We start from the raw sequence: 17,430 nt of genomic DNA on the forward strand, positions 1-17,430 counted from the left end.
CGCAAGCTAACATTAGGCGTCCGATGTTGCTTACACTCTGCACTGCCACTCTATACTAACAAGGCAGCTTGTTAAAAAGTTGTACAGGGTAACATGACTTGATTCATAAGGCGTTTTACTGGCACAGCGGCAATAGCCACTGTTGTGCCAACAGTATAACCACCGCGTAGCGCGCGCCTTTGGCGACCACGATCCAAGCCAGCGCCCGCCACCAGGGCACCCGGAAGACACCGGCCAGCACGGTAAGCGGGTCACCAATAATCGGCGCCCAGGAAATCAGCAGGCTCAGCTCGCCAAAGCGGTGATACCAGCCTTCCGCGCGCGCCAAGCTACGCGGCGATGCGGGAAACCAGCGGCGGTCTTGAAACTGGCGTGCGTAGCGCCCCATGGCGATGTTGATCATGCTGCCGAGGGTGTTGCCTACCGTGGCCACCAGCCACAGCCCTAAGGGCGGCTCGCCGAGACACCATAGCCGCGCTAGCCACACCTCCGACCCGCCGGGTAGCAGCGTTGCGCTGACCAGGGCGACAAAAAACAGACTTAGCATAGGCTTACCACAACCTCAGCGACCCACGTTAACGTGGCACCTGCCCACCCAACTGCTGGGTTATTTCATCGGCCGTTTGGCGCACCAGCGCACCCAGGGTGAGTAAACGCGCTTCCGGGATTCGCGCTACGGGGCCTGAAACCGAAATCGCTGCCAGCGGCGCGCCGTGCTCATCGAACACACAGGCGGCCACGCAGTGCAGGCCAACGGCATGCTCTTCCCGATCGCAGGCAAAGCCTTGGGCGCGAATCTGCTCCGTTTCCTCTTGTAAGGAGTCGGGTTGATAGAGCGTATTTTCTGTCACTCTGGCAAGCGCTTGGCCATCCAGCAATTGAGCGCGCTCATCATCGGGCATCCACGCCAGCAGCGCCTTGCCGACGCCAGAGGCGTGTAGCGGCGCGCGGGAGCCTAGCCGGGTGATCATGCGCATCATCTGCGGGGATTCGTGTTGAGCGAGAAACACCGCGGTCGCTCCATCGCGAATGCCCAAATTAGCGGTCTCGCCGGTTTCCGCGGTTAAACGGCGCAGAAAAGGACGGCTGGTAGCCACCACGTCGCGCGCTTCAAGAAAGCTATTGCCGATACGGAAGGTTTTGACATCAATACGCCACAGACCTTGCTCGTTCTCCTGGGTCACAAAGCCCTGGCTCTGCAAGGCTTGCAGCAGCCGATGGGTGGTCGACGGCGCCAATTCGGCCATCTCTGCCACTTCTGAAAGGGCTAACCCAAGCGGGCTGGCCGCTAGGTACTCCAACAACGTTAAGCCACGTACAAGCGACTGGCTATGGCCTCCGCTGGCTTTGGCGGTACTCGCCGGACGGCCGACCGTCCTGCGTTTGGCTTCACTCACCTAGCTTTCTCCTAAAAGACGCTGCTAAAAAGACACTCCAAAAGCGCGCCTACTGACTAACAGCGACCTTGCTGACGGCGCCTTCGCTAAAAACATAAAGGGCGTCAGGATAACGTGACAGCACGGCGATTGTCGCGTTTACGGAAACGAATTCCATTCATTCAGCGATGGTACGTCAGCGATGCCGCCAGTGCGGTGGCCGCTTGGCGATAAACGCATCAATCCCCTCGCTCACATCCTCGGCTAACATATTGCAGGCCATGGTTTCCCCGGCAAAGGCATAGGCTTCGTCAAGCGGCATGGAAAGCTGGCGAGCAAACATGGCTTTTCCGGTACGCACCGCAACGGCGCTTTTAGCGCAGATACTGGCGGTCAGCGCGTCCGTGGCCGCATCCAGCGCGTCGTCTTCTGCCACGCGATTAATCAGGCCCCACTCGGCAGCCTGCTCAGCGCTGATAAACTCCCCGGTCAGCAGCATCTCCATGGCGCGCTTAGACGCCACGTTGCGGGAGAGCGCTACCGCAGGGGTGGAGCAAAACAGCCCCACGTTGATCCCGGAAACAGCAAAGCGGGCGCTGCGCGCAGCAACGGCCAAGTCACAGCTCGCCACCAGTTGGCAGCCTGCGGCGGTGGCGATGCCCTGCACTTTGGCAATTACCGGTACGGGCAGGTGCACAATCGCCTGCATCACGTCGCCACAGCGGGCAAACAGCGTTTGGTAGTAGGCTTTATCGGGGTTGGCGCGCATCTGCTTCAGGTCATGCCCGGCGCAAAAGGCTTTTCCTTCCGCGGCGAGGACAACACAGCGCACGCTGCTATCGTCCGCAATCTCGGTCAGGGCGTCGTGAAGTGCTTCCAGCATGGCTTCCGAGAGCGCATTAAAGCGCTCCGGTGTACTCATGATTAACGTGGTGACGCCTTGATGGTCAAGGCGCTCCAGAGGGGGGACAGTTGACGATGGATCTTCAGAAAAGGATCCGTCAGAAGAGCGTCGGCCAGAGGTGATGGGCATGTTGGACTCCTAGTTTTGAGCAACTTTGCCCATCAGTCTAGCCCACAAGGCTTGTCCACGATGCCTGCCTACTGTGCCCTCGCTTATTTTTTCATTAGCCGGGTATCACGGCCTAAGGGGTGCGGCTCGCCGCGCTGTTTGGCTAGATCGATTTGGCGCTGGCGTTCACGGGCGGCAGCGCGGGTCTTCTCCGGCAAAGAGTCGATGCAGTGTGGGCAGCTAATCCCCGGTTCGTAAGCAGAAGACTGCATATCTTCAGCAGATATCGGCATGCGGCAGGCGTGGCACTGCTCGAACTCACCTTTGCTTAAGTCGTGGCGAACCGTCACCCGGTTGTCGAACACAAAACACTCCCCGCGCCACAGCGACTGCTCTTCCGGGACTTTTTCTAAATAGTTCAGCACGCCGCCTTTAAGATGGTAGACCTCTTCAAAGCCCTCTTTGAGCATAAAGCTGGAGGCTTTTTCACAGCGGATGCCGCCGGTACAGAACATGGCCACTTTTTTATGTTTTTCGGGGTCGTAGTGCTCACGCACGTACTCAGGAAATTCACGGAAAGTGGTGGTTTTAGGATCGATCGCCCGCTCAAAGCTACCAATCGCCACTTCGTAATCGTTGCGAGTATCGATCACCAGCACTTCCGGGTCGGCGATGATGTCGTTCCAGTTTTCCGGCTCGACATAGGTACCCACAGTGTCGTTAGGGTCGATATCGGGCACCCCGAGGGTGACAATCTCTTTTTTAAGTTTAACCTTTGTGCGGTAGAACGGCGTCTCGTCGCAGTAGGACTCTTTATGGTCAATATCAGCGAGACGCGGGTCGGCGGTGAGCCATGCCAATAATCCGTCAATGCCTTCGCGGCTGCCCGCCACGGTGCCATTGATACCCTCTTTGGCGAGCAGCAAGGTGCCTTTCACGCCGTTATCCAGCATGGTTTGGCGCAGCGGCTCGCGCAGCGCTTCGAAGTCGTTCAGCGTGACAAATTTATATAGCGCTGCGACCACAATGGGCGGCACTGTGTTAGGCATAGCAATGGGTACTGACATGTAAAGCTCCTGGTAGTCACCCTCGTAAAGGGCGGACCGGGTTAAAAGACGCACACATTTTAGCGCAATCCGCGCCGGAAAACGTCGATTTATTCGACAGAACCGTACTGAAAGCTTCACCCCACGCAGCCGCTGTGAGGCGTATATTGTCACTATTCCCTCACGCAACTCGCGGAGAACACCATGATTATTCGTCGTTCTAATGAGCGGGGCTTTGCTGACCACGGCTGGCTACGCTCTTTCCATACCTTTTCATTTGCCAACTATATGGATCCCAAGCATATGGGATTCCGCGCCCTGCGCGTGATCAATGAAGACCGCGTAGCAGGCGGCCATGGCTTTGGCGCCCACCCTCACCGGGATATGGAGATTATCTCCTATGTGCTTGAAGGCGAAATGGAGCACAAAGACAACATGGGCAACGGCGAAGTGATGCGCCCAGGCGATGTGCAGCGCATGTCGGCGGGCACCGGCGTGCTGCACAGCGAGTTCAATCACTCCAAGGAGAACGGGCTGCACTTTCTGCAGATTTGGATTGAGCCCAAACAGCTAGGCATCACGCCCAGCTATGAGCAGAAAGCGTTTCCCACCGCCGAGCGTCAAGGCCAGTGGCGGCTGGTGGCTTCTCAAGAAGGGCGTGATGGGTCGGTGAGTATTAACCAGGACCTAAACCTGTACTCCGGCCTGTTTAGCGCGGGCGAACAGGTAGCGCCACCCCCTTCGCGCTACGCTTGGCTGCATGTCGTGAACGGCGAAATGGAGGTTAACGGCGAGACACTGAGCGCAGGCGATGCCGCAGCGTTTCAGCCGGAAGAGGCCTTCAATCTGACGGGTAAAGAAGCCGGAGAAGTGCTGCTGTTTGACCTTGCTTGATCACCTGCACTCACTAAAACGGCGCCTCCTAAGAGGCGCCGTTTTTTTACCGCTTTTTTTGCTAACAGCGTTTTAACTATTTTGCGCCGAGTAGAGCGCACGAATCTTCAGCGTATGCTCCACCTGCTTCAACGCTTCCAGCGCCTGAGGGCCGTAGGCTTTATCCACATCGATAACCACATAGCCGACTTTCTCGTTGGTCTGCAGGTACTGACCAGAGATGTTAATGCCGTTTTCAGACAGCACGCGGTTGATCTGCGACAGCACGCCCGGCACGTTGTCGTGAATGTGCAGCAGACGGTGCTTGTCCGGGTGAGCGGGCAGCGCCACTTCGGGGAAGTTGACCGAAGTCACCGTGGTGCCGTTATCAGAGTAAGTGATCAACTTTTCTGACACTTCGATACCGATGTTCTCCTGGGCTTCCAGGGTAGAGCCACCGATATGCGGGGTCAGAATCACGTTCTCCAGGCCGCGTAGCGGGCTCTGGAACTCCTCGTTGTTGCCTTTCGGCTCAACTGGGAAGACATCAATCGCGGCGCCGTTAAGCTTGCCAGCCTTAATCGCCTCAGCCAGCGCATCAATTTCAACCACGCTGCCGCGGGCAGCGTTAATCAAGATAGCGCCTTGCTTCATGGCAGCGATCTCTTTCGCGCCAATCATCCAGCGGGTAGAGGCTAGGTCTGGCACGTGCAGGCTAATCACATCGGAACGCCCCAGCAGCTCTTCAAGGCTGCCTACTTGGCTGGCATTGCCCATGCCCAGCTTGGCGATGACATCATAGTAAATGACGTTAAAGCCCAGCGATTCGGCCAGTACCGAAAGCTGCGCACCGATGCTGCCGTAGCCCACGATACCCAGGGTTTTACCGCGCGCTTCGTGAGAATTCTTGGCTGACTTCAGCCAGCCACCCTGATGGGCGCGGGCGTTTTTCTCAGGGATACCGCGCAGCAGCATAATCGCTTCTGCCAGCACCAGCTCGGCCACTGAACGGGTATTGGAGTACGGCGCGTTGAATACCGCGATACCACGGGTAAGTGCCGCGGTTAAATCGACCTGATTGGTGCCGATACAGAAACAGCCAACGCCCACCAGCTTCTCCGCCGCCTCGAACACGCGCTCCGTCAACTGGGTGCGGGAGCGAATACCGATGAAGTGAACATCGCGGATCTTGTCGATCAGCGCCTCTTCATCAAGGGATGTGGGAAGATGCTCGATATTTTCATAACCGGCGTTGTGAAAATTGTCCACCGCACTTTGGTGGACGCCCTCGAGTAGCAGGATCTTGATCTTGCTCTTGTCCAGGGACGTTTTGGCCATGGCTGAATCAACCTCTATGGTCGGCGGCATGCGCCGTGTATCGGTTCACGGGAGGCGCATATCGTAGCACAGCCCGCGTCGTTCAGGCCGGGTGTGAATGATGAAAAGTCTGCGTGCTGACGATGAATGAACCGCAAGTCGCGTAATAAGCTGTAGTGAAGAGGGCAGACGCCGCCCCCCAGCCTCGGTGTATACTGTGGGCTTATTTCAGCTTATTTAAAAACATACCGGTTTGCAGGCATACCCCAATGAGCGACACGACACCACCCCCGCAGGACTTTGCCGCGACGGTTGAGCAACTTGAATCCATCGTTGAACGTCTTGAGTCAGGCGAGCTCTCATTGGAAGATGCACTGACCGCGTTTGAACAGGGTGTGCGGCTAACCCGCGATGCCCAGCAGCGCCTGGATAGCGCCGAACTTAAGGTGCGGGCGCTGAGCGAAGACAGCGAAGGGCGTTTAAATGTAGCGCCCTTCGCTGGCCCCGACGACCCCAAGGATGCGGCCGAGGATGACAGCAAGGAGACGCCCCCATGGTAGCCATGCAGCCTAGCCAGCTTGCCACCCTGCGCCAGACCAGCAGTGCCCGCGTCGACGCTACGCTAGCGGCACTGTTTGATAGCCGCCCAGCGGTAGCGCCCAGGCTTGAAGCTGCCATGCGCCATGGCCTGCTGGCGGGCGGCAAACGCCTGCGTCCGCTGCTGGTGTATATGGCCGGGCACGCGCTAGGGGCTAACGACGACGCCCTGGACGCCCCCGCCGCCGCCATCGAGTTAATCCACGCCTATTCGTTGATCCATGATGATTTACCCGCCATGGACGACGACGATCTGCGCCGTGGCCAGCCCACGGTGCATAAAGCCTTTGATGAAGCGAGCGCGATTCTGGCCGGCGATGCCCTGCAAGCGCTGGCGTTTGAAGTGCTGGCAAGCAACGCTCATCCACGGCTGGGCCATTTGGTGCACACCTTGGCTGCGGCATCTGGCCGGGATGGCATGGTGGCCGGACAAGCGCTGGATTTAGACGCTGTCGGCGGCCACCCGGATGTCGACGCCCTGGCCCATATGCACGCTCATAAAACCGGCGCCCTGATTGTCGCCGCCGTGCGTCTGGGTGGCCTGGTTGCGGTCGCCGACGATGACCCCCGTTTAAATGCGCTTACTCGCTACGCTCGCGCCATTGGGCTAGCCTTTCAGATTCACGACGACATCCTGGATGTGACCGGCGATACCGTTACCCTAGGCAAAACGTCAGGCGCCGATGCGGCACGCGCGAAGCCTACCTACCCCAGCCTGCTGGGGTTAGAGGGCGCTCAACGCAAAGCGCACAGCCTGATTGACGAGGCCATTGCCGCGCTCGCCCCACTGGGCGAACGTGCCGCACCGCTGGCCGACTTAGCCCACTATATGATCGAGCGCGACCACTAACCGTTTATGAAAACATGCCCATGAAGCTGTTCGACGAGATCCCCCGCGAGCGCCCAGCGACGCCGCTGCTTGACTCTTTTGATCACCCCGCCGCCCTGCGGGCCATGAATACCCAACAGCTCGACCAACTGGCCGACGAGCTGCGCGCCTACCTGCTCTATAGCGTGGGCGTTTCCGGCGGCCACTTTGGCGCGGGCCTTGGCGTGGTTGAGCTCAGCGTCGCGCTACACCACGCCTTTAACACGCCCCACGACCGTTTAGTCTGGGACGTTGGCCATCAAGCGTATCCACACAAGATTCTTACCGGACGCCGCGAAACGATGCTGAGTATTCGCCAGCACGGCGGCTTAGCGGCGTTTCCCCGCCGTGCCGAGTCCGAGTACGACACCTTCGGCGTCGGTCACTCCAGCACCTCGATTTCGGCGGCGCTAGGGATGGCACTGGCAGCCAAGGCACAGGGCGACAAGCGACACGTATGTGCGATTATCGGCGATGGTGCACTCACCGCCGGCATGGCCTTTGAAGCCCTCGCCCACGCTGGCCACGTGGATGCCAATCTGCTGGTGATTCTCAACGACAACGAAATGTCGATTTCCGAGAACGTCGGCGGCATGGCGACCTACCTAGCCCGGGTACTCTCCAGCAAGCCCTATCTGAAAATACGCGAAGAGAGCAAAAAAGTGCTTTCCCACCTGCCCGGCGCACTGGAACTGGCCCGGCGCACCGAAGAGCATATGAAAGGCATGGTCAGCCCCGCCACGCTGTTTGAAGAGATGGGCTTTAACTACGTAGGCCCCATTGATGGTCACGATCTCGATGCGCTCACCGATACGCTCGAAAACCTGCGCGACCTGGACGGCCCACAGTTTCTGCATATCAAGACGGTGAAAGGCAAAGGCTTCCTGCCCGCCGAAGCGGATCAGATTGGCTACCACGCCATTACCAAACTGGAGAAACCCAACACATTAGCCAACGCTACTGCGGCCAAGAAACCGGTGGTGACCCCACCACCGGCCAAGAAAAAGTACTGCAATGTGTTCGGCGAATGGCTGTGCGATATGGCCGCCACCGATCCGCGCCTGATGGGCATTACCCCCGCCATGCGCGAAGGCTCCGACCTGATTCGCTTCTCAAAAGAGTACCCGCAACGCTATTTTGATGTGGCCATTGCCGAGCAACACGCGGTAACCCTCGCCGCGGGCATGGCCTGCGAAGGCATGAAACCGGTGGTTGCGATCTACTCCACTTTTCTACAGCGCGGCTACGATCAGTTGATTCACGACGTCGCGGTGCAGAACCTGGATGTCACCTTCGCCATTGACCGCGCAGGCTTGGTGGGCGAAGACGGCCCCACCCACCACGGCAGCATGGATCTCTCTTTCCTGCGCTGTGTGCCCGGCATGGTGATTCTGGCCCCGGCGGATGAAGCCGAGTGCCGCGCCATGCTGAGTGCCGCCTATCATCACCCCGGCCCCGCCGCGGTGCGCTATCCCCGCGGTACTGGCCCAGGCGTAGACATTCCCACACACCTTGAGCCGCTGGCCATTGGTAAAGCGGAAGTGCGCCGCCATGCCGCCAACGACGGCGTGCGTATCGCGCTTCTCGCCTTTGGCAGCCTCAACAGCGCCGCAGCGGAAGTCGCCGAAAAGTTGAACGCCACCCACATCAATATGCGCTCCATTAAACCCTTGGATCGCGATGCGGTGCTGCACGCCGCCGACGAACACGAACTATTGGTGACCCTGGAAGAGAATGTGATTGCCGGTGGCGCAGGCAGCGCCGTGAATGAGCTGCTTCACGCCGAAGGCGTTCAGGTAGAGGTCCTTAACCTCGGCCTGCCGGATGCTTTTGTAGAGCACGGCACGCCTGCACAGCTGCTTACCGACTGCCAATTGGACATCGAAGGCATCGAGCGCGCCATTCGTGCCCGGCTGCCATAAGCCATTACTTTTAAACCACTTTGAGATTGCTATGCTATTGCTTATTGTTATTTTCGGCCTGATCGGGCTTGCATTTGGCGGCCCGGTGGGCCTCCTGATTGGCGGTGGCCTGGGCTGGTGGCTAGGCAAACGGCTTAGCCGTCGCCTGAATATCGCCCGAATGCGCATCCAGGAAGGCTTTCTGGAGTCGATCTTCTCGGTGATGGGTTGCCTATGCCAAGCCGACGGCAAAGTGACTGAAGGCGAACTAGACGTTGCCGAAAAGCTGTTTGATCAAATGCGCCTGCAGGGCGAACAGCGCGCCAAGGCCCGTGCCGCCTTTGAGCGCGGCCGCTCCGACGACTTCGATCTGGACGCCGAGTTAGCCAACGTCAACCGCCTCACCCAGCGCCAGCCGGTTCTGCGTCAGGTATTTATCCAGGTTCAGCTCACGGCGATAGCTGCTGATGGCGTGCTTCACCCCGCCGAGCACGAGATGATTCTGCGCGTTGCCCGCGGTGTAGGCTGCAGCGACGCTGAAGTGCAGCAGATCGAAGCGATGCTGCACGGCGCGGCCGCGAACTCTCAAGGCGCCAGCGAAGAGGCTCTCAAAGACGCTTACCGCGTACTTGGGGTTTCGGAAGACGCCAGCGATGCGGAGATCAAAAAAGCCTACCGCCGCCTGATGAGCCAAAACCATCCGGACAAACTCGCCGGTAAAGGCCTTCCCGAAAGCATGCGCGATGTCGCCCAAGCGCGCACAAGCGAAATCGGCAATGCCTACGAGCGGATCCGTGAGGCGCGGGAGAGATAAAGAGAAGAGATACACAGAAAGCGCTGAAAACATTTTGATGGCAAGCCATCATCAAAATGATGCATACTTCTATAGCGTTCAGCGAAGGAGGTGCTTATGGAAGCGCTCGAACATTATTCCAATAGCCAGCAAGCTGTTAGTGGCGTTAGCGTATCGGTTAATGTGCTGACGGATAAGATCGCCTTTATTCACGCGGTGCGCCTCGGCGTCCCGGGCAGCGTGGTAAAACAAGCGATTCAGGCAATGGGCAATAATCGTGAACTGTTTGTCAGACTGCTGGAAACCACGCCAGGCAATTTGCACCGCTTCTACCATCGCAAAGCACTAAGCCGCACCGACAGCGAAGAGGTACTGGATGTGTTGCGCGTGCTTTACCATGCTCAAACTGTTTTTGGCGATAACGCTAAAGCCCATGAATGGCTAAATACGCCGATTCCTGCGCTGGCGGGCGAGACGCCCTTGAATCTTTTTGATACTTTCGAAGGCCGCCAGTTAGTGAGGGAAGCGCTGCGTAAAATTGAGTTCGGTGAATTTAGCTAATGAAGCTATACCGCATCGCTCCCGAACGCTATATGAATAATTTAAGCGGCCTTGGCGCCAGCTACCGGGATGGCGCAAGGTGGAACGCTCCAGGTAACCCTGTCGTCTATTTCGGCACCTCTGCCAGCGTAGCGATGCTGGAACTCGGCAATTATCTACCCTCTCCCCGCTTGCTACCCGCCAACTACCGGTTAGGTATTTTCGAGCTACCCGACGATACCGGTAGGGAAACCTGGGCCCAGCACCAGTTACCCGACGATTGGCACCACTACCCCTACCCTGAAAGCACTCAAACACTAGGCACTGTATGGCTGCAGCGTTGCGATACGCTGATGCTGCTAGTTCCCAGCTGTGCTGTACCCGGGGCAATGGAGAATATTGCCGTCATTAACCCTCTTCACCCCGCCATTACCGATATTCACTTAATAGACACTCGCCAAGACATTTATAATCAGCGCTTATTTAGGGGCATTTAAGCGTAATTTTATAGATCGCAGTGCGGCCTGTTAGGCCTCTACTACATTTAGAAAAAAACGTCGCAAAGAAAACAACGAGAAGATTAAGAGCACTAAGGAGCCGTAATGATCACGCTATACACTTTCCCCCACTCCCGCTCGTTAAGAGCAGCATGGACGCTTGAAGAGTTAGGCCTTGAGTATCAGTGCCAGCACGTGGCGCTGGATAAAGGCGAGGGGCAAACAGCCGCGCATTTGGCGCGCCACCCAGACGGCAAGGTACCGGTGATTGAGGATGGCGAACTAACGCTATTTGAGTCGGCACCGATTTGCCGTTACCTAGCGAAGCAGTACGGTGATGGCACATTACTCCCCAGCGATCCCGCAGCCCGCGCCCAGGTTGACCAGTGGCTCAGTTTTATTGTCACCGAAGTTGAGCAGCCGCTATGGAACCAGGCCAAGCATAAATTTGCCCTACCTGCAGATAAGCGCGTTACGGCTGTTCTGCCGACCTGCGCGTGGGAGTTTCAGCGTGCGCTAAGCGCGCTAGAGCGCCGCTACAACGGCCAAGAAACTTTGGTGGGTAACACCTTTACCCTCGCGGATCTGTTTTTAACCCATACCTTGTCTTGGGCGATTAGCATGAAGCACCGCTTACCCGAACCGCTGATGGCCTATCGCGCACGCCATATTCAGCGCGCCGCGATGGCAAAGGCAATGGAAAAAGAGCAGGCGGCAGCGAAGGGCTAAACAAAACAAATGGCACCTAAGCGCCTTTAAGACCGTTGCTAGTTATGCGAGGCAACGGTTCCTTGCTATTCCAGGCTAGGTGCCCCTTAAAAGCCAAGCTCATCAAGTAGATCATCTACTTGATCCTGCCCTGTTGCCACATCTGTTTTGTCTTTACCCACCTGTGGCCCATTGCGCAGTTTGGCATGTTCATCGCGGTCATCTTCGAGTTTAACGCCATCGGTAACGTTGGGCACATTATCGACTAACACCTGAACAAGCTGCTCTTCGATCAGCTTGATGACTTCGATCATTTTCTTAATCACCTGGCCAGTGAGATCCTGGAAGTCCTGAGCCATCATGATTTCAAGCAGCTCTTTTTGCGTCGCCCCAGTTGCGGTAGGAAGCTTATCGCTCAGAAAGCGCTGCGTATCCTCGACAAGCTGCGGATCACCCTCTACCGCAGCGAGCTTAGCTGCCGCTGCCTGCCAGCGCTTATTAAGTGCCGCGCCCTCTTCTTCAAGGCTATCTTGCACCGGCTGCGCCCGCTCAACCGCGTTCAATGCCCGTTCTGCGGCCTGCTCCGTCATGGAGGCAACGTAGTTGAGCCGGTCATTGGCATCCGGTATCGCTTGCGCCGCCTGGGTAATCTGCTGATCTAAGCCCAGCTCTTTCATGCTGTCCCGCAGCAGGCGCGTTAAGTGGCCAATGCGATGCACCATCTCATCAGTACTGTCTTTTTTGCCCAGTACCGACGGCATGGTCGTGTCGTGGGCGTTGTTAACAGTGCTCATGACAATCCTCTTGTTGGAAAATCTTATTGAATGTGGCTTGTTTACTTTTTACAGTCGCTATCTATACATATACAAACGTATAAAGCCAACATTATGCCTGCTTGTTCAAGAGTCGATTAGCGATAAAGGCAAGCTATTAACCACCAATTCATTTTACTCACTCAATCTTGTAAGAGATCTCTTACGTTTCTGACATTGTTGGTGTTTTCAAGGGGTCTTAGCGACTACACAGGCGAGGTATGGGGCAGAACGGCGCTATAAACGGCAAAGTAGTGACAGACGCTGCCGCCAATCACAAACAAGTGCCAGATGGCGTGGTTGTAGGGAATAGCACGCACAGCGTAGAAGATAACCCCTAGCGTGTAGGTAATTCCTCCTGCGGCCAGCAGGGCGATACCCGTCGTCGATAAGCGCGCCGCCATCTCGCCCGACGCCAGCACGATCATCCAGCCCATGAGCAAATAAATCGCCACGCGTAACACCGCAAAGCGATTAGGCCACAACAATTTAAAGGCAATGCCCATCAGCGCCAGCGACCACACGGCCACAAACAAGGTCCAGCCCGTTGTACCACGCATATTGACGAGCAGAAAGGGTGTATAAGTCCCCGCGATCAGCAGATAAATCGCGCAGTGATCAAGCAGTTGAAAGCGCTGTTTCCAGCGCCGATGAGGAATGCCGTGGTAAAGGGTCGAAGCGGTATACAGCAGGACCAGCGTGGTGCCGTAAAGGCTCAGGCTAACAATTTTCCAAGGGTCTACATGGGCGGCGTAGCTCGCGGCCACCAGCAGTACCACCATCCCCACCAGACTGAGCACAGCACCGATACCGTGGGTGATACTGTGCAGCCACTCTTCGACAACGCTGAATTCGCCCTGCTGTTCAGCAGATACTTCAGTTTCTTCACGTACCGCTTTCATCCTGGGGCTCTCCTGGCATGCCACTCCCCCACTCATATCACCCCTTACGCTCAATATCCACATCGCTGGCGTGGGTAAAGTCGTCTAGTGCCATCATGTGGCCGAGCTTGCCCGCTTTGGTGGATAGATACTGCTCGTTATGGGGATTCAGGCCGGTGGTGATCGGCAGGCGTTCGACGACATTCACGCCATCGCGGGTGAGGGCATCCACCTTGCGCGGGTTGTTGGTCATTAATCGCAGTGACGTAATGCCCAGATGATTGAGCATTGGCACGCACAGGTCGTAGCGGCGCATATCGGCGCCAAAACCGAGCTGCTCGTTGGCCTCGACCGTGTCGGCGCCTTGATCCTGCAAGTGATAAGCGCGAATTTTGTTTAACAGGCCAATACCGCGCCCTTCTTGGCGCAGGTAAAACAGCACGCCGCGGCCCTCTTCAGCGATACGTTTCAGCGCTTCCTGCAGCTGGTAGCCGCAGTCGCAACGCATGGAAAACAGCGCATCACCGGTCAAACACTCGGAGTGCACCCGCCCCAATACCGGCTCGTCGCCGGTCACATCACCCAACGTTAGGGCGATATGATCCTTGCCGGTGGCCTCATCTTCGAAGCCATGCATAGTAAATGTTGCCCAGGGCGTGGGCAGCCGGGAAGCGGCAATGAAGCGAATGGTCACAGGTTACCTCGCTGATTGACCAAACCAGTTAACCACACCAGTGTTGGCAAAGTGGGCCAGTATTCTAACAGGAAGCGGCGCACGCCTCACGTTGGCGAAGACGCTAAAATCGGCTAATTAGGCGAGAAAAATTGGCTGGGTGCGACGATTTTTGCCATCCAGTACGCCGCCCTAGCGGCTATCTTCAAGTACAATTGCGCACATACGATACCCGATACGGCTTTAAGTACGATGCGGGCAAATTTCTTAAGAGCAAGTGCCTATGACCACTACACCTTTGCATAATGATCGATTCCTTCGCGCGCTAGCGCGCCAGCCCGTCGACCGCACCCCGGTGTGGATGATGCGTCAAGCGGGCCGCTACCTGCCGGAATACCGCGCCAGACGGGCCGATGCAGGCAGCTTTATGGATCTGTGCCGCAACCATGACCTGGCCTGCGAAGTCACCCTGCAGCCTCTAGAGCGCTACCCGCTAGATGCGGCGATTCTGTTTTCAGATATTTTAACCATCCCTGATGCCATGGGCTTGGGTCTCTATTTTGAAACCGGCGAAGGCCCTAAATTTCGCAAAACCGTGCGCACCCCAGAAGAGGTCGCCGCACTCAGTGTACCCGACGCCGAGCGCGACCTGGATTACGTGATGCGCGCAGTGTCGACCATTCGCCGGGAGTTGAATGGCCGTATGCCGCTGATTGGTTTCTCCGGCAGCCCCTGGACGCTAGCGACGTATATGGTCGAAGGCAGCTCCAGCAAAGACTTCCGCCATCTGAAAACCATGCTTTACGATACGCCGGACACCATGCACCAGTTGCTGGATACGCTGGCGCATGCGGTAACCGACTACCTGAACGCGCAGATTCGTGCCGGCGCCCAGGCGGTGCAGATTTTCGATACCTGGGGCGGCGCGCTTTCTACCCCGGCTTACCTTGAGTTCTCGCTGCGCTATATGGAGCAGATCGTTTCCGGGCTGATTCGCGAACACGATGGTCGCCGGGTACCGGTGATTTTATTCACCAAGAATGGCGGCCAGTGGCTTGAGCATATCGCCTGCGCTGGTGCCGATGCGCTGGGTATCGACTGGTCTACTGAGCTTTCCGACGCACGCGCCCGGGTTGGCCATAAGGTCGCTCTGCAGGGCAATCTTGATCCCAACGTGCTGTTTGCCCGCCCCTCGGCTATTCGCGCCGAAGTGGCCCGGGTGCTGGAAAGCTACGGTCACGGCCCTGGCCACGTATTTAACCTGGGCCACGGCATCAGCCAATTTACCAATCCCGACCACGTCACCGCCTTTATGGAGGCGCTGCACGAGCTAAGCCCGCAGTATCACCGCGATATTCCGACGCAACCCAACACATCGCACTCAGGAGCCAATTCATGAGCGAATTACGCGACGACCAGTGGTTTACCGAAATCTTTGACAGCCACGGCAGCGCCTTCTCGCTGAAGATCTCAGAAAAGCTGCTGGATGTGCAGAGCCAGTACCAGCATCTGGAGGTTTACGCCACCGAAACCTATGGCAACCTGATGGTGCTGGACGGCTGCGTGATGCTGACCGATCGCGATAATTTTCTCTACCACGAAATGATTGCCCATCCGGCGCTGTTCACCCATCAAGACCCCAAGCGGGTAGTGATCATCGGCGGCGGTGACTGCGGCACCTTAAAAGAGGTGCTGCGACACTCAAGCGTTGAGAAAGTTACCCAGATTGATATCGATGAAGAAGTTACCAAGGCGTCTGAGCGTTTCTTCCCGTCGTTGGTAGAATCGAATAACGACCCGCGCGCTGAGTTGCTGTTCGCCGATGGCGTCAAGTGGGTGGACGATGCACCGGATGAGAGCATCGATGTCTTGATTATCGACTCTACCGACCCAGTTGGCCCCGCTGAAGGGTTGTTTAAAACCGACTTTTTAAAGCGCTGTCACCGTATTTTGAAAAGCGGCGGCGTGATGGTGCAGCAGAGCGAATCACCGCTTTACCACGCTGGTTCGATCATTCGTGAGCTGCGCAACGATATGTTGAAAGCCGGTTTTGACAGCGTTGCCACGCTACCCTTCCCGCAGCCGGTTTATCCCTCAGGCTGGTGGAGCGTGACATTGGCGGGTAAAACCACCGATGTGAATACCTTCCGCGAGCAAGCCGCCGCCAGCCACGACCTGCCGCTTGAGTACTATAGCCTAGAAGCCCACCGTGGCGCGCTCGCCCTACCGCCGTTTATGCGCAAGGCCTTTTCAGCCGAGTAAACGCACCATCGTTTTGCCCGCCTTTAGTCACCGCCCACCTCAACTTGCCCTATAAAGGTGCAAAGTGGGTGGGCAATTACCATTTTTGCACCTATACCTTCGTCTCGAATTCGTTGAGTAGCGTTGAAAAGCGCTGAATTAACGCCTGTACCCTTGTTGGCATCTTCCTTGCTAGGTTTAGTCACATGCTACGGCATGCATAACGATTTCAAATACTTCGAGGGAAACTCAATGTTCAATAAAAAACACCTAGCGCTATTGGCGTCTGCTGGTTCGCTGACACTAGCAGGCATGGCAACAGCGCAGGCCGACACACTTGAAGACACAATAGAAAACGGCGCTGTTCGTTGCGGCGTGAGCGATGGTTTGCCGGGCTTTTCAGCGCCAGATGACGACGGTAACTGGCAGGGTTTGGACGTTGATGTTTGCCGCGCGGTAGCGGCAGCCGTACTTGGCGACGCCGACGCGGTAGAGTTTATTTCTCTCAACGCCGTTGAACGCTTCACCGCCCTGCAGTCTGGTGAAGTTGATGTCCTTTCACGCAATACCACCTGGACGACAACCCGCGACACTACCCTAGGCCTGAACTTCACCGGTGTTAACTTTTACGATGGCCAAGGCTTCATGGTTTCTCGCGACCTGGGCATTACCGGTGCTGATGAGCTCGACGGTGCATCCATCTGTATCCAATCGGGTACCACTACCGAGCTGAACCTGGCTGACTACTTCCGTGCTAATGACATGGAATTCAACCCGATCGTATTTGATACCTCTGAGCAAACAGTGGGTGGCTATCAGGCAGGCCGCTGTGACGTATTGACGTCTGATACCTCTCAGCTAGCCGCGCTACGTATTCAGCTAGACGATCCTGAAGCCTCAATGATTCTGTCTGACGTGATCTCCAAGGAGCCGCTGGGTCCTGTTGTTCGTCAGGGTGATGACCTTTGGTTCAACATCGTGAAATGGTCACTGTTCGCCATGATTAACGCCGAAGAGTACGGTGTTACCAGCGAAAACGCTGAAGAGATGTTGAGCTCTACTAACCCTGATGTTGCTCGCCTGCTGGGCCAAGACGGCAACTACGGCGAAGGCATGAACCTTGAAGCTGACTGGGCTTACAACATTATTAGCCAAGTCGGTAACTACGCTGAAAGCTTTGACCGCAACGTGGGCATGGGCTCTCCGCTTGAAATTGAGCGCGGCGTTAACGCCCTGTGGAACGACGGTGGCTTTCAGTACGCTCCCCCGATTCGCTAAGCGTCTCGCTTGACCCC

Annotated in this window: 19 protein-coding genes; 11 read left to right on the plus strand and 8 right to left on the minus strand. The window is 56.9% G+C overall.

Features of this window, described 5'->3' with window-relative positions; all coding sequences use genetic code 11:
- Positions 1-115 precede the first annotated feature (115 nt).
- From ACT3UM_RS10920 to trhO, 4 genes are all read right to left on the minus strand, one after another.
- Positions 116-547: a YqaA family protein gene (locus ACT3UM_RS10920; RefSeq protein WP_498898704.1), complete on the minus strand. Its 432-nt coding sequence runs from the start codon at positions 545-547 to the stop codon at positions 116-118.
- A gap of 28 nt (positions 548-575) precedes the next feature.
- On the minus strand, positions 576-1,397 hold the full coding sequence (locus ACT3UM_RS10925) for an IclR family transcriptional regulator domain-containing protein (RefSeq protein ID WP_498898706.1): 822 nt from the start codon (positions 1,395-1,397) through the stop codon (positions 576-578).
- 175 nt (positions 1,398-1,572) lie between these two features.
- Complete coding sequence (locus ACT3UM_RS10930) at positions 1,573-2,409, minus strand: enoyl-CoA hydratase (protein ID WP_498898708.1); 837 nt, start codon at positions 2,407-2,409, stop codon at positions 1,573-1,575.
- A gap of 83 nt (positions 2,410-2,492) precedes the next feature.
- The gene (gene trhO / locus ACT3UM_RS10935; RefSeq protein ID WP_498898710.1) at positions 2,493-3,455 is read right to left on the minus strand and encodes an oxygen-dependent tRNA uridine(34) hydroxylase TrhO; all 963 of its coding nucleotides are present in this window, start codon (positions 3,453-3,455) and stop codon (positions 2,493-2,495) included.
- 183 nt (positions 3,456-3,638) lie between these two features.
- Here trhO and ACT3UM_RS10940 point away from each other — a divergent pair, with 183 nt between their 5' ends.
- Positions 3,639-4,328 (plus strand): pirin family protein, encoded by a 690-nt coding sequence (locus tag ACT3UM_RS10940; protein WP_144809886.1) that lies wholly within the window; start codon positions 3,639-3,641, stop codon positions 4,326-4,328.
- A 72-nt stretch (positions 4,329-4,400) separates the two neighbouring features.
- On the opposite strand, the gene serA is transcribed toward ACT3UM_RS10940, so the two are convergent.
- On the minus strand, positions 4,401-5,645 hold the full coding sequence (serA, locus tag ACT3UM_RS10945) for a phosphoglycerate dehydrogenase (protein ID WP_498898712.1): 1,245 nt from the start codon (positions 5,643-5,645) through the stop codon (positions 4,401-4,403).
- Positions 5,646-5,893: 248 nt separating this feature from the next.
- Between serA and ACT3UM_RS10950 the strand changes: the two genes are divergently transcribed.
- The 7 genes from ACT3UM_RS10950 to ACT3UM_RS10980 all read left to right on the plus strand — a co-directional run bounded on the left by ACT3UM_RS10950 (position 5,894) and on the right by ACT3UM_RS10980 (position 11,549).
- Positions 5,894-6,184, plus strand: coding sequence for an exodeoxyribonuclease VII small subunit (locus ACT3UM_RS10950; protein WP_064235663.1), 291 nt, complete (start codon positions 5,894-5,896; stop codon positions 6,182-6,184).
- Entirely contained in the window at positions 6,178-7,071 is an 894-nt protein-coding gene (gene ispA, locus ACT3UM_RS10955; protein WP_498898715.1) for a (2E,6E)-farnesyl diphosphate synthase, read from the plus strand. The genes ACT3UM_RS10950 and ispA overlap by 7 nt, the downstream gene beginning before the upstream one ends.
- A gap of 14 nt (positions 7,072-7,085) precedes the next feature.
- Entirely contained in the window at positions 7,086-9,011 is a 1,926-nt protein-coding gene (gene dxs / locus ACT3UM_RS10960; RefSeq protein ID WP_498898717.1) for a 1-deoxy-D-xylulose-5-phosphate synthase, read from the plus strand.
- A 31-nt stretch (positions 9,012-9,042) separates the two neighbouring features.
- Positions 9,043-9,804 carry a co-chaperone DjlA gene (gene djlA / locus ACT3UM_RS10965; protein ID WP_498898719.1) on the plus strand — a complete coding sequence of 254 codons (762 nt, stop codon included), beginning with the start codon at positions 9,043-9,045 and terminating at the stop codon, positions 9,802-9,804.
- A gap of 96 nt (positions 9,805-9,900) precedes the next feature.
- Positions 9,901-10,344: an Xre family toxin-antitoxin system antitoxin gene (locus ACT3UM_RS10970; RefSeq protein ID WP_498898721.1), complete on the plus strand. Its 444-nt coding sequence runs from the start codon at positions 9,901-9,903 to the stop codon at positions 10,342-10,344.
- On the plus strand, positions 10,344-10,820 hold the full coding sequence (locus ACT3UM_RS10975; protein ID WP_498898724.1) for an RES family NAD+ phosphorylase: 477 nt from the start codon (positions 10,344-10,346) through the stop codon (positions 10,818-10,820). The genes ACT3UM_RS10970 and ACT3UM_RS10975 overlap by 1 nt, the downstream gene beginning before the upstream one ends.
- A gap of 105 nt (positions 10,821-10,925) precedes the next feature.
- On the plus strand, positions 10,926-11,549 hold the full coding sequence (locus ACT3UM_RS10980) for a glutathione S-transferase family protein (RefSeq protein ID WP_498898726.1): 624 nt from the start codon (positions 10,926-10,928) through the stop codon (positions 11,547-11,549).
- Between the two features lie 86 nt (positions 11,550-11,635).
- Here ACT3UM_RS10980 and cheZ read toward each other — a convergent pair whose 3' ends face one another.
- The 3 genes from cheZ to ribA all read right to left on the minus strand — a co-directional run bounded on the left by cheZ (position 11,636) and on the right by ribA (position 13,915).
- Positions 11,636-12,322 carry a protein phosphatase CheZ gene (cheZ, locus tag ACT3UM_RS10985; RefSeq protein WP_051912787.1) on the minus strand — a complete coding sequence of 229 codons (687 nt, stop codon included), beginning with the start codon at positions 12,320-12,322 and terminating at the stop codon, positions 11,636-11,638.
- Between the two features lie 224 nt (positions 12,323-12,546).
- On the minus strand, positions 12,547-13,242 hold the full coding sequence (trhA, locus tag ACT3UM_RS10990; protein ID WP_498898728.1) for a PAQR family membrane homeostasis protein TrhA: 696 nt from the start codon (positions 13,240-13,242) through the stop codon (positions 12,547-12,549).
- Positions 13,243-13,279: 37 nt separating this feature from the next.
- On the minus strand, positions 13,280-13,915 hold the full coding sequence (gene ribA / locus ACT3UM_RS10995) for a GTP cyclohydrolase II (protein ID WP_064235670.1): 636 nt from the start codon (positions 13,913-13,915) through the stop codon (positions 13,280-13,282).
- Positions 13,916-14,177: 262 nt separating this feature from the next.
- Between ribA and hemE the strand changes: the two genes are divergently transcribed.
- From hemE to ACT3UM_RS11010, 3 genes are all read left to right on the plus strand, one after another.
- Positions 14,178-15,293 (plus strand): uroporphyrinogen decarboxylase, encoded by a 1,116-nt coding sequence (gene hemE, locus ACT3UM_RS11000; protein WP_498898731.1) that lies wholly within the window; start codon positions 14,178-14,180, stop codon positions 15,291-15,293.
- Positions 15,290-16,156 carry a polyamine aminopropyltransferase gene (gene speE / locus ACT3UM_RS11005; protein ID WP_498898733.1) on the plus strand — a complete coding sequence of 289 codons (867 nt, stop codon included), beginning with the start codon at positions 15,290-15,292 and terminating at the stop codon, positions 16,154-16,156. The genes hemE and speE overlap by 4 nt, the downstream gene beginning before the upstream one ends.
- 231 nt (positions 16,157-16,387) lie before the next feature.
- A complete protein-coding gene (locus ACT3UM_RS11010) occupies positions 16,388-17,413 on the plus strand; it encodes an amino acid ABC transporter substrate-binding protein (protein WP_498898734.1) in 1,026 nt (341 codons plus the stop codon).
- Positions 17,414-17,430: the final 17 nt, after the last annotated feature.

It is taken from the genome of Halomonas sp. AOP13-D3-9, from assembly GCF_052379125.1.
Lineage (GTDB): Bacteria > Pseudomonadota > Gammaproteobacteria > Pseudomonadales > Halomonadaceae > Vreelandella.

What these genes read in the sequence shown, in the direction of transcription:
- ACT3UM_RS10975 (WP_498898724.1), top strand. Translation starts at nt 10,344, where the DNA reads ATGAAGCTATACCGCATCGCTCCCGAACGCTATATGAATAATTTAAGC.
- trhA (WP_498898728.1), bottom strand. Translation starts at nt 13,242, where the DNA reads ATGAAAGCGGTACGTGAAGAAACTGAAGTATCTGCTGAACAGCAGGGC.
- ACT3UM_RS10940 (WP_144809886.1), top strand. Translation starts at nt 3,639, where the DNA reads ATGATTATTCGTCGTTCTAATGAGCGGGGCTTTGCTGACCACGGCTGG.
- cheZ (WP_051912787.1), bottom strand. Translation starts at nt 12,322, where the DNA reads ATGAGCACTGTTAACAACGCCCACGACACGACCATGCCGTCGGTACTG.
- ACT3UM_RS10930 (WP_498898708.1), bottom strand. Translation starts at nt 2,409, where the DNA reads ATGCCCATCACCTCTGGCCGACGCTCTTCTGACGGATCCTTTTCTGAA.
- ACT3UM_RS10950 (WP_064235663.1), top strand. Translation starts at nt 5,894, where the DNA reads ATGAGCGACACGACACCACCCCCGCAGGACTTTGCCGCGACGGTTGAG.
- serA (WP_498898712.1), bottom strand. Translation starts at nt 5,645, where the DNA reads ATGGCCAAAACGTCCCTGGACAAGAGCAAGATCAAGATCCTGCTACTC.
- djlA (WP_498898719.1), top strand. Translation starts at nt 9,043, where the DNA reads ATGCTATTGCTTATTGTTATTTTCGGCCTGATCGGGCTTGCATTTGGC.
- hemE (WP_498898731.1), top strand. Translation starts at nt 14,178, where the DNA reads ATGACCACTACACCTTTGCATAATGATCGATTCCTTCGCGCGCTAGCG.
- ACT3UM_RS11010 (WP_498898734.1), top strand. Translation starts at nt 16,388, where the DNA reads ATGTTCAATAAAAAACACCTAGCGCTATTGGCGTCTGCTGGTTCGCTG.
- speE (WP_498898733.1), top strand. Translation starts at nt 15,290, where the DNA reads ATGAGCGAATTACGCGACGACCAGTGGTTTACCGAAATCTTTGACAGC.
- trhO (WP_498898710.1), bottom strand. Translation starts at nt 3,455, where the DNA reads ATGTCAGTACCCATTGCTATGCCTAACACAGTGCCGCCCATTGTGGTC.
- ispA (WP_498898715.1), top strand. Translation starts at nt 6,178, where the DNA reads ATGGTAGCCATGCAGCCTAGCCAGCTTGCCACCCTGCGCCAGACCAGC.
- ACT3UM_RS10980 (WP_498898726.1), top strand. Translation starts at nt 10,926, where the DNA reads ATGATCACGCTATACACTTTCCCCCACTCCCGCTCGTTAAGAGCAGCA.
- ACT3UM_RS10920 (WP_498898704.1), bottom strand. Translation starts at nt 547, where the DNA reads ATGCTAAGTCTGTTTTTTGTCGCCCTGGTCAGCGCAACGCTGCTACCC.
- dxs (WP_498898717.1), top strand. Translation starts at nt 7,086, where the DNA reads ATGCCCATGAAGCTGTTCGACGAGATCCCCCGCGAGCGCCCAGCGACG.
- ACT3UM_RS10970 (WP_498898721.1), top strand. Translation starts at nt 9,901, where the DNA reads ATGGAAGCGCTCGAACATTATTCCAATAGCCAGCAAGCTGTTAGTGGC.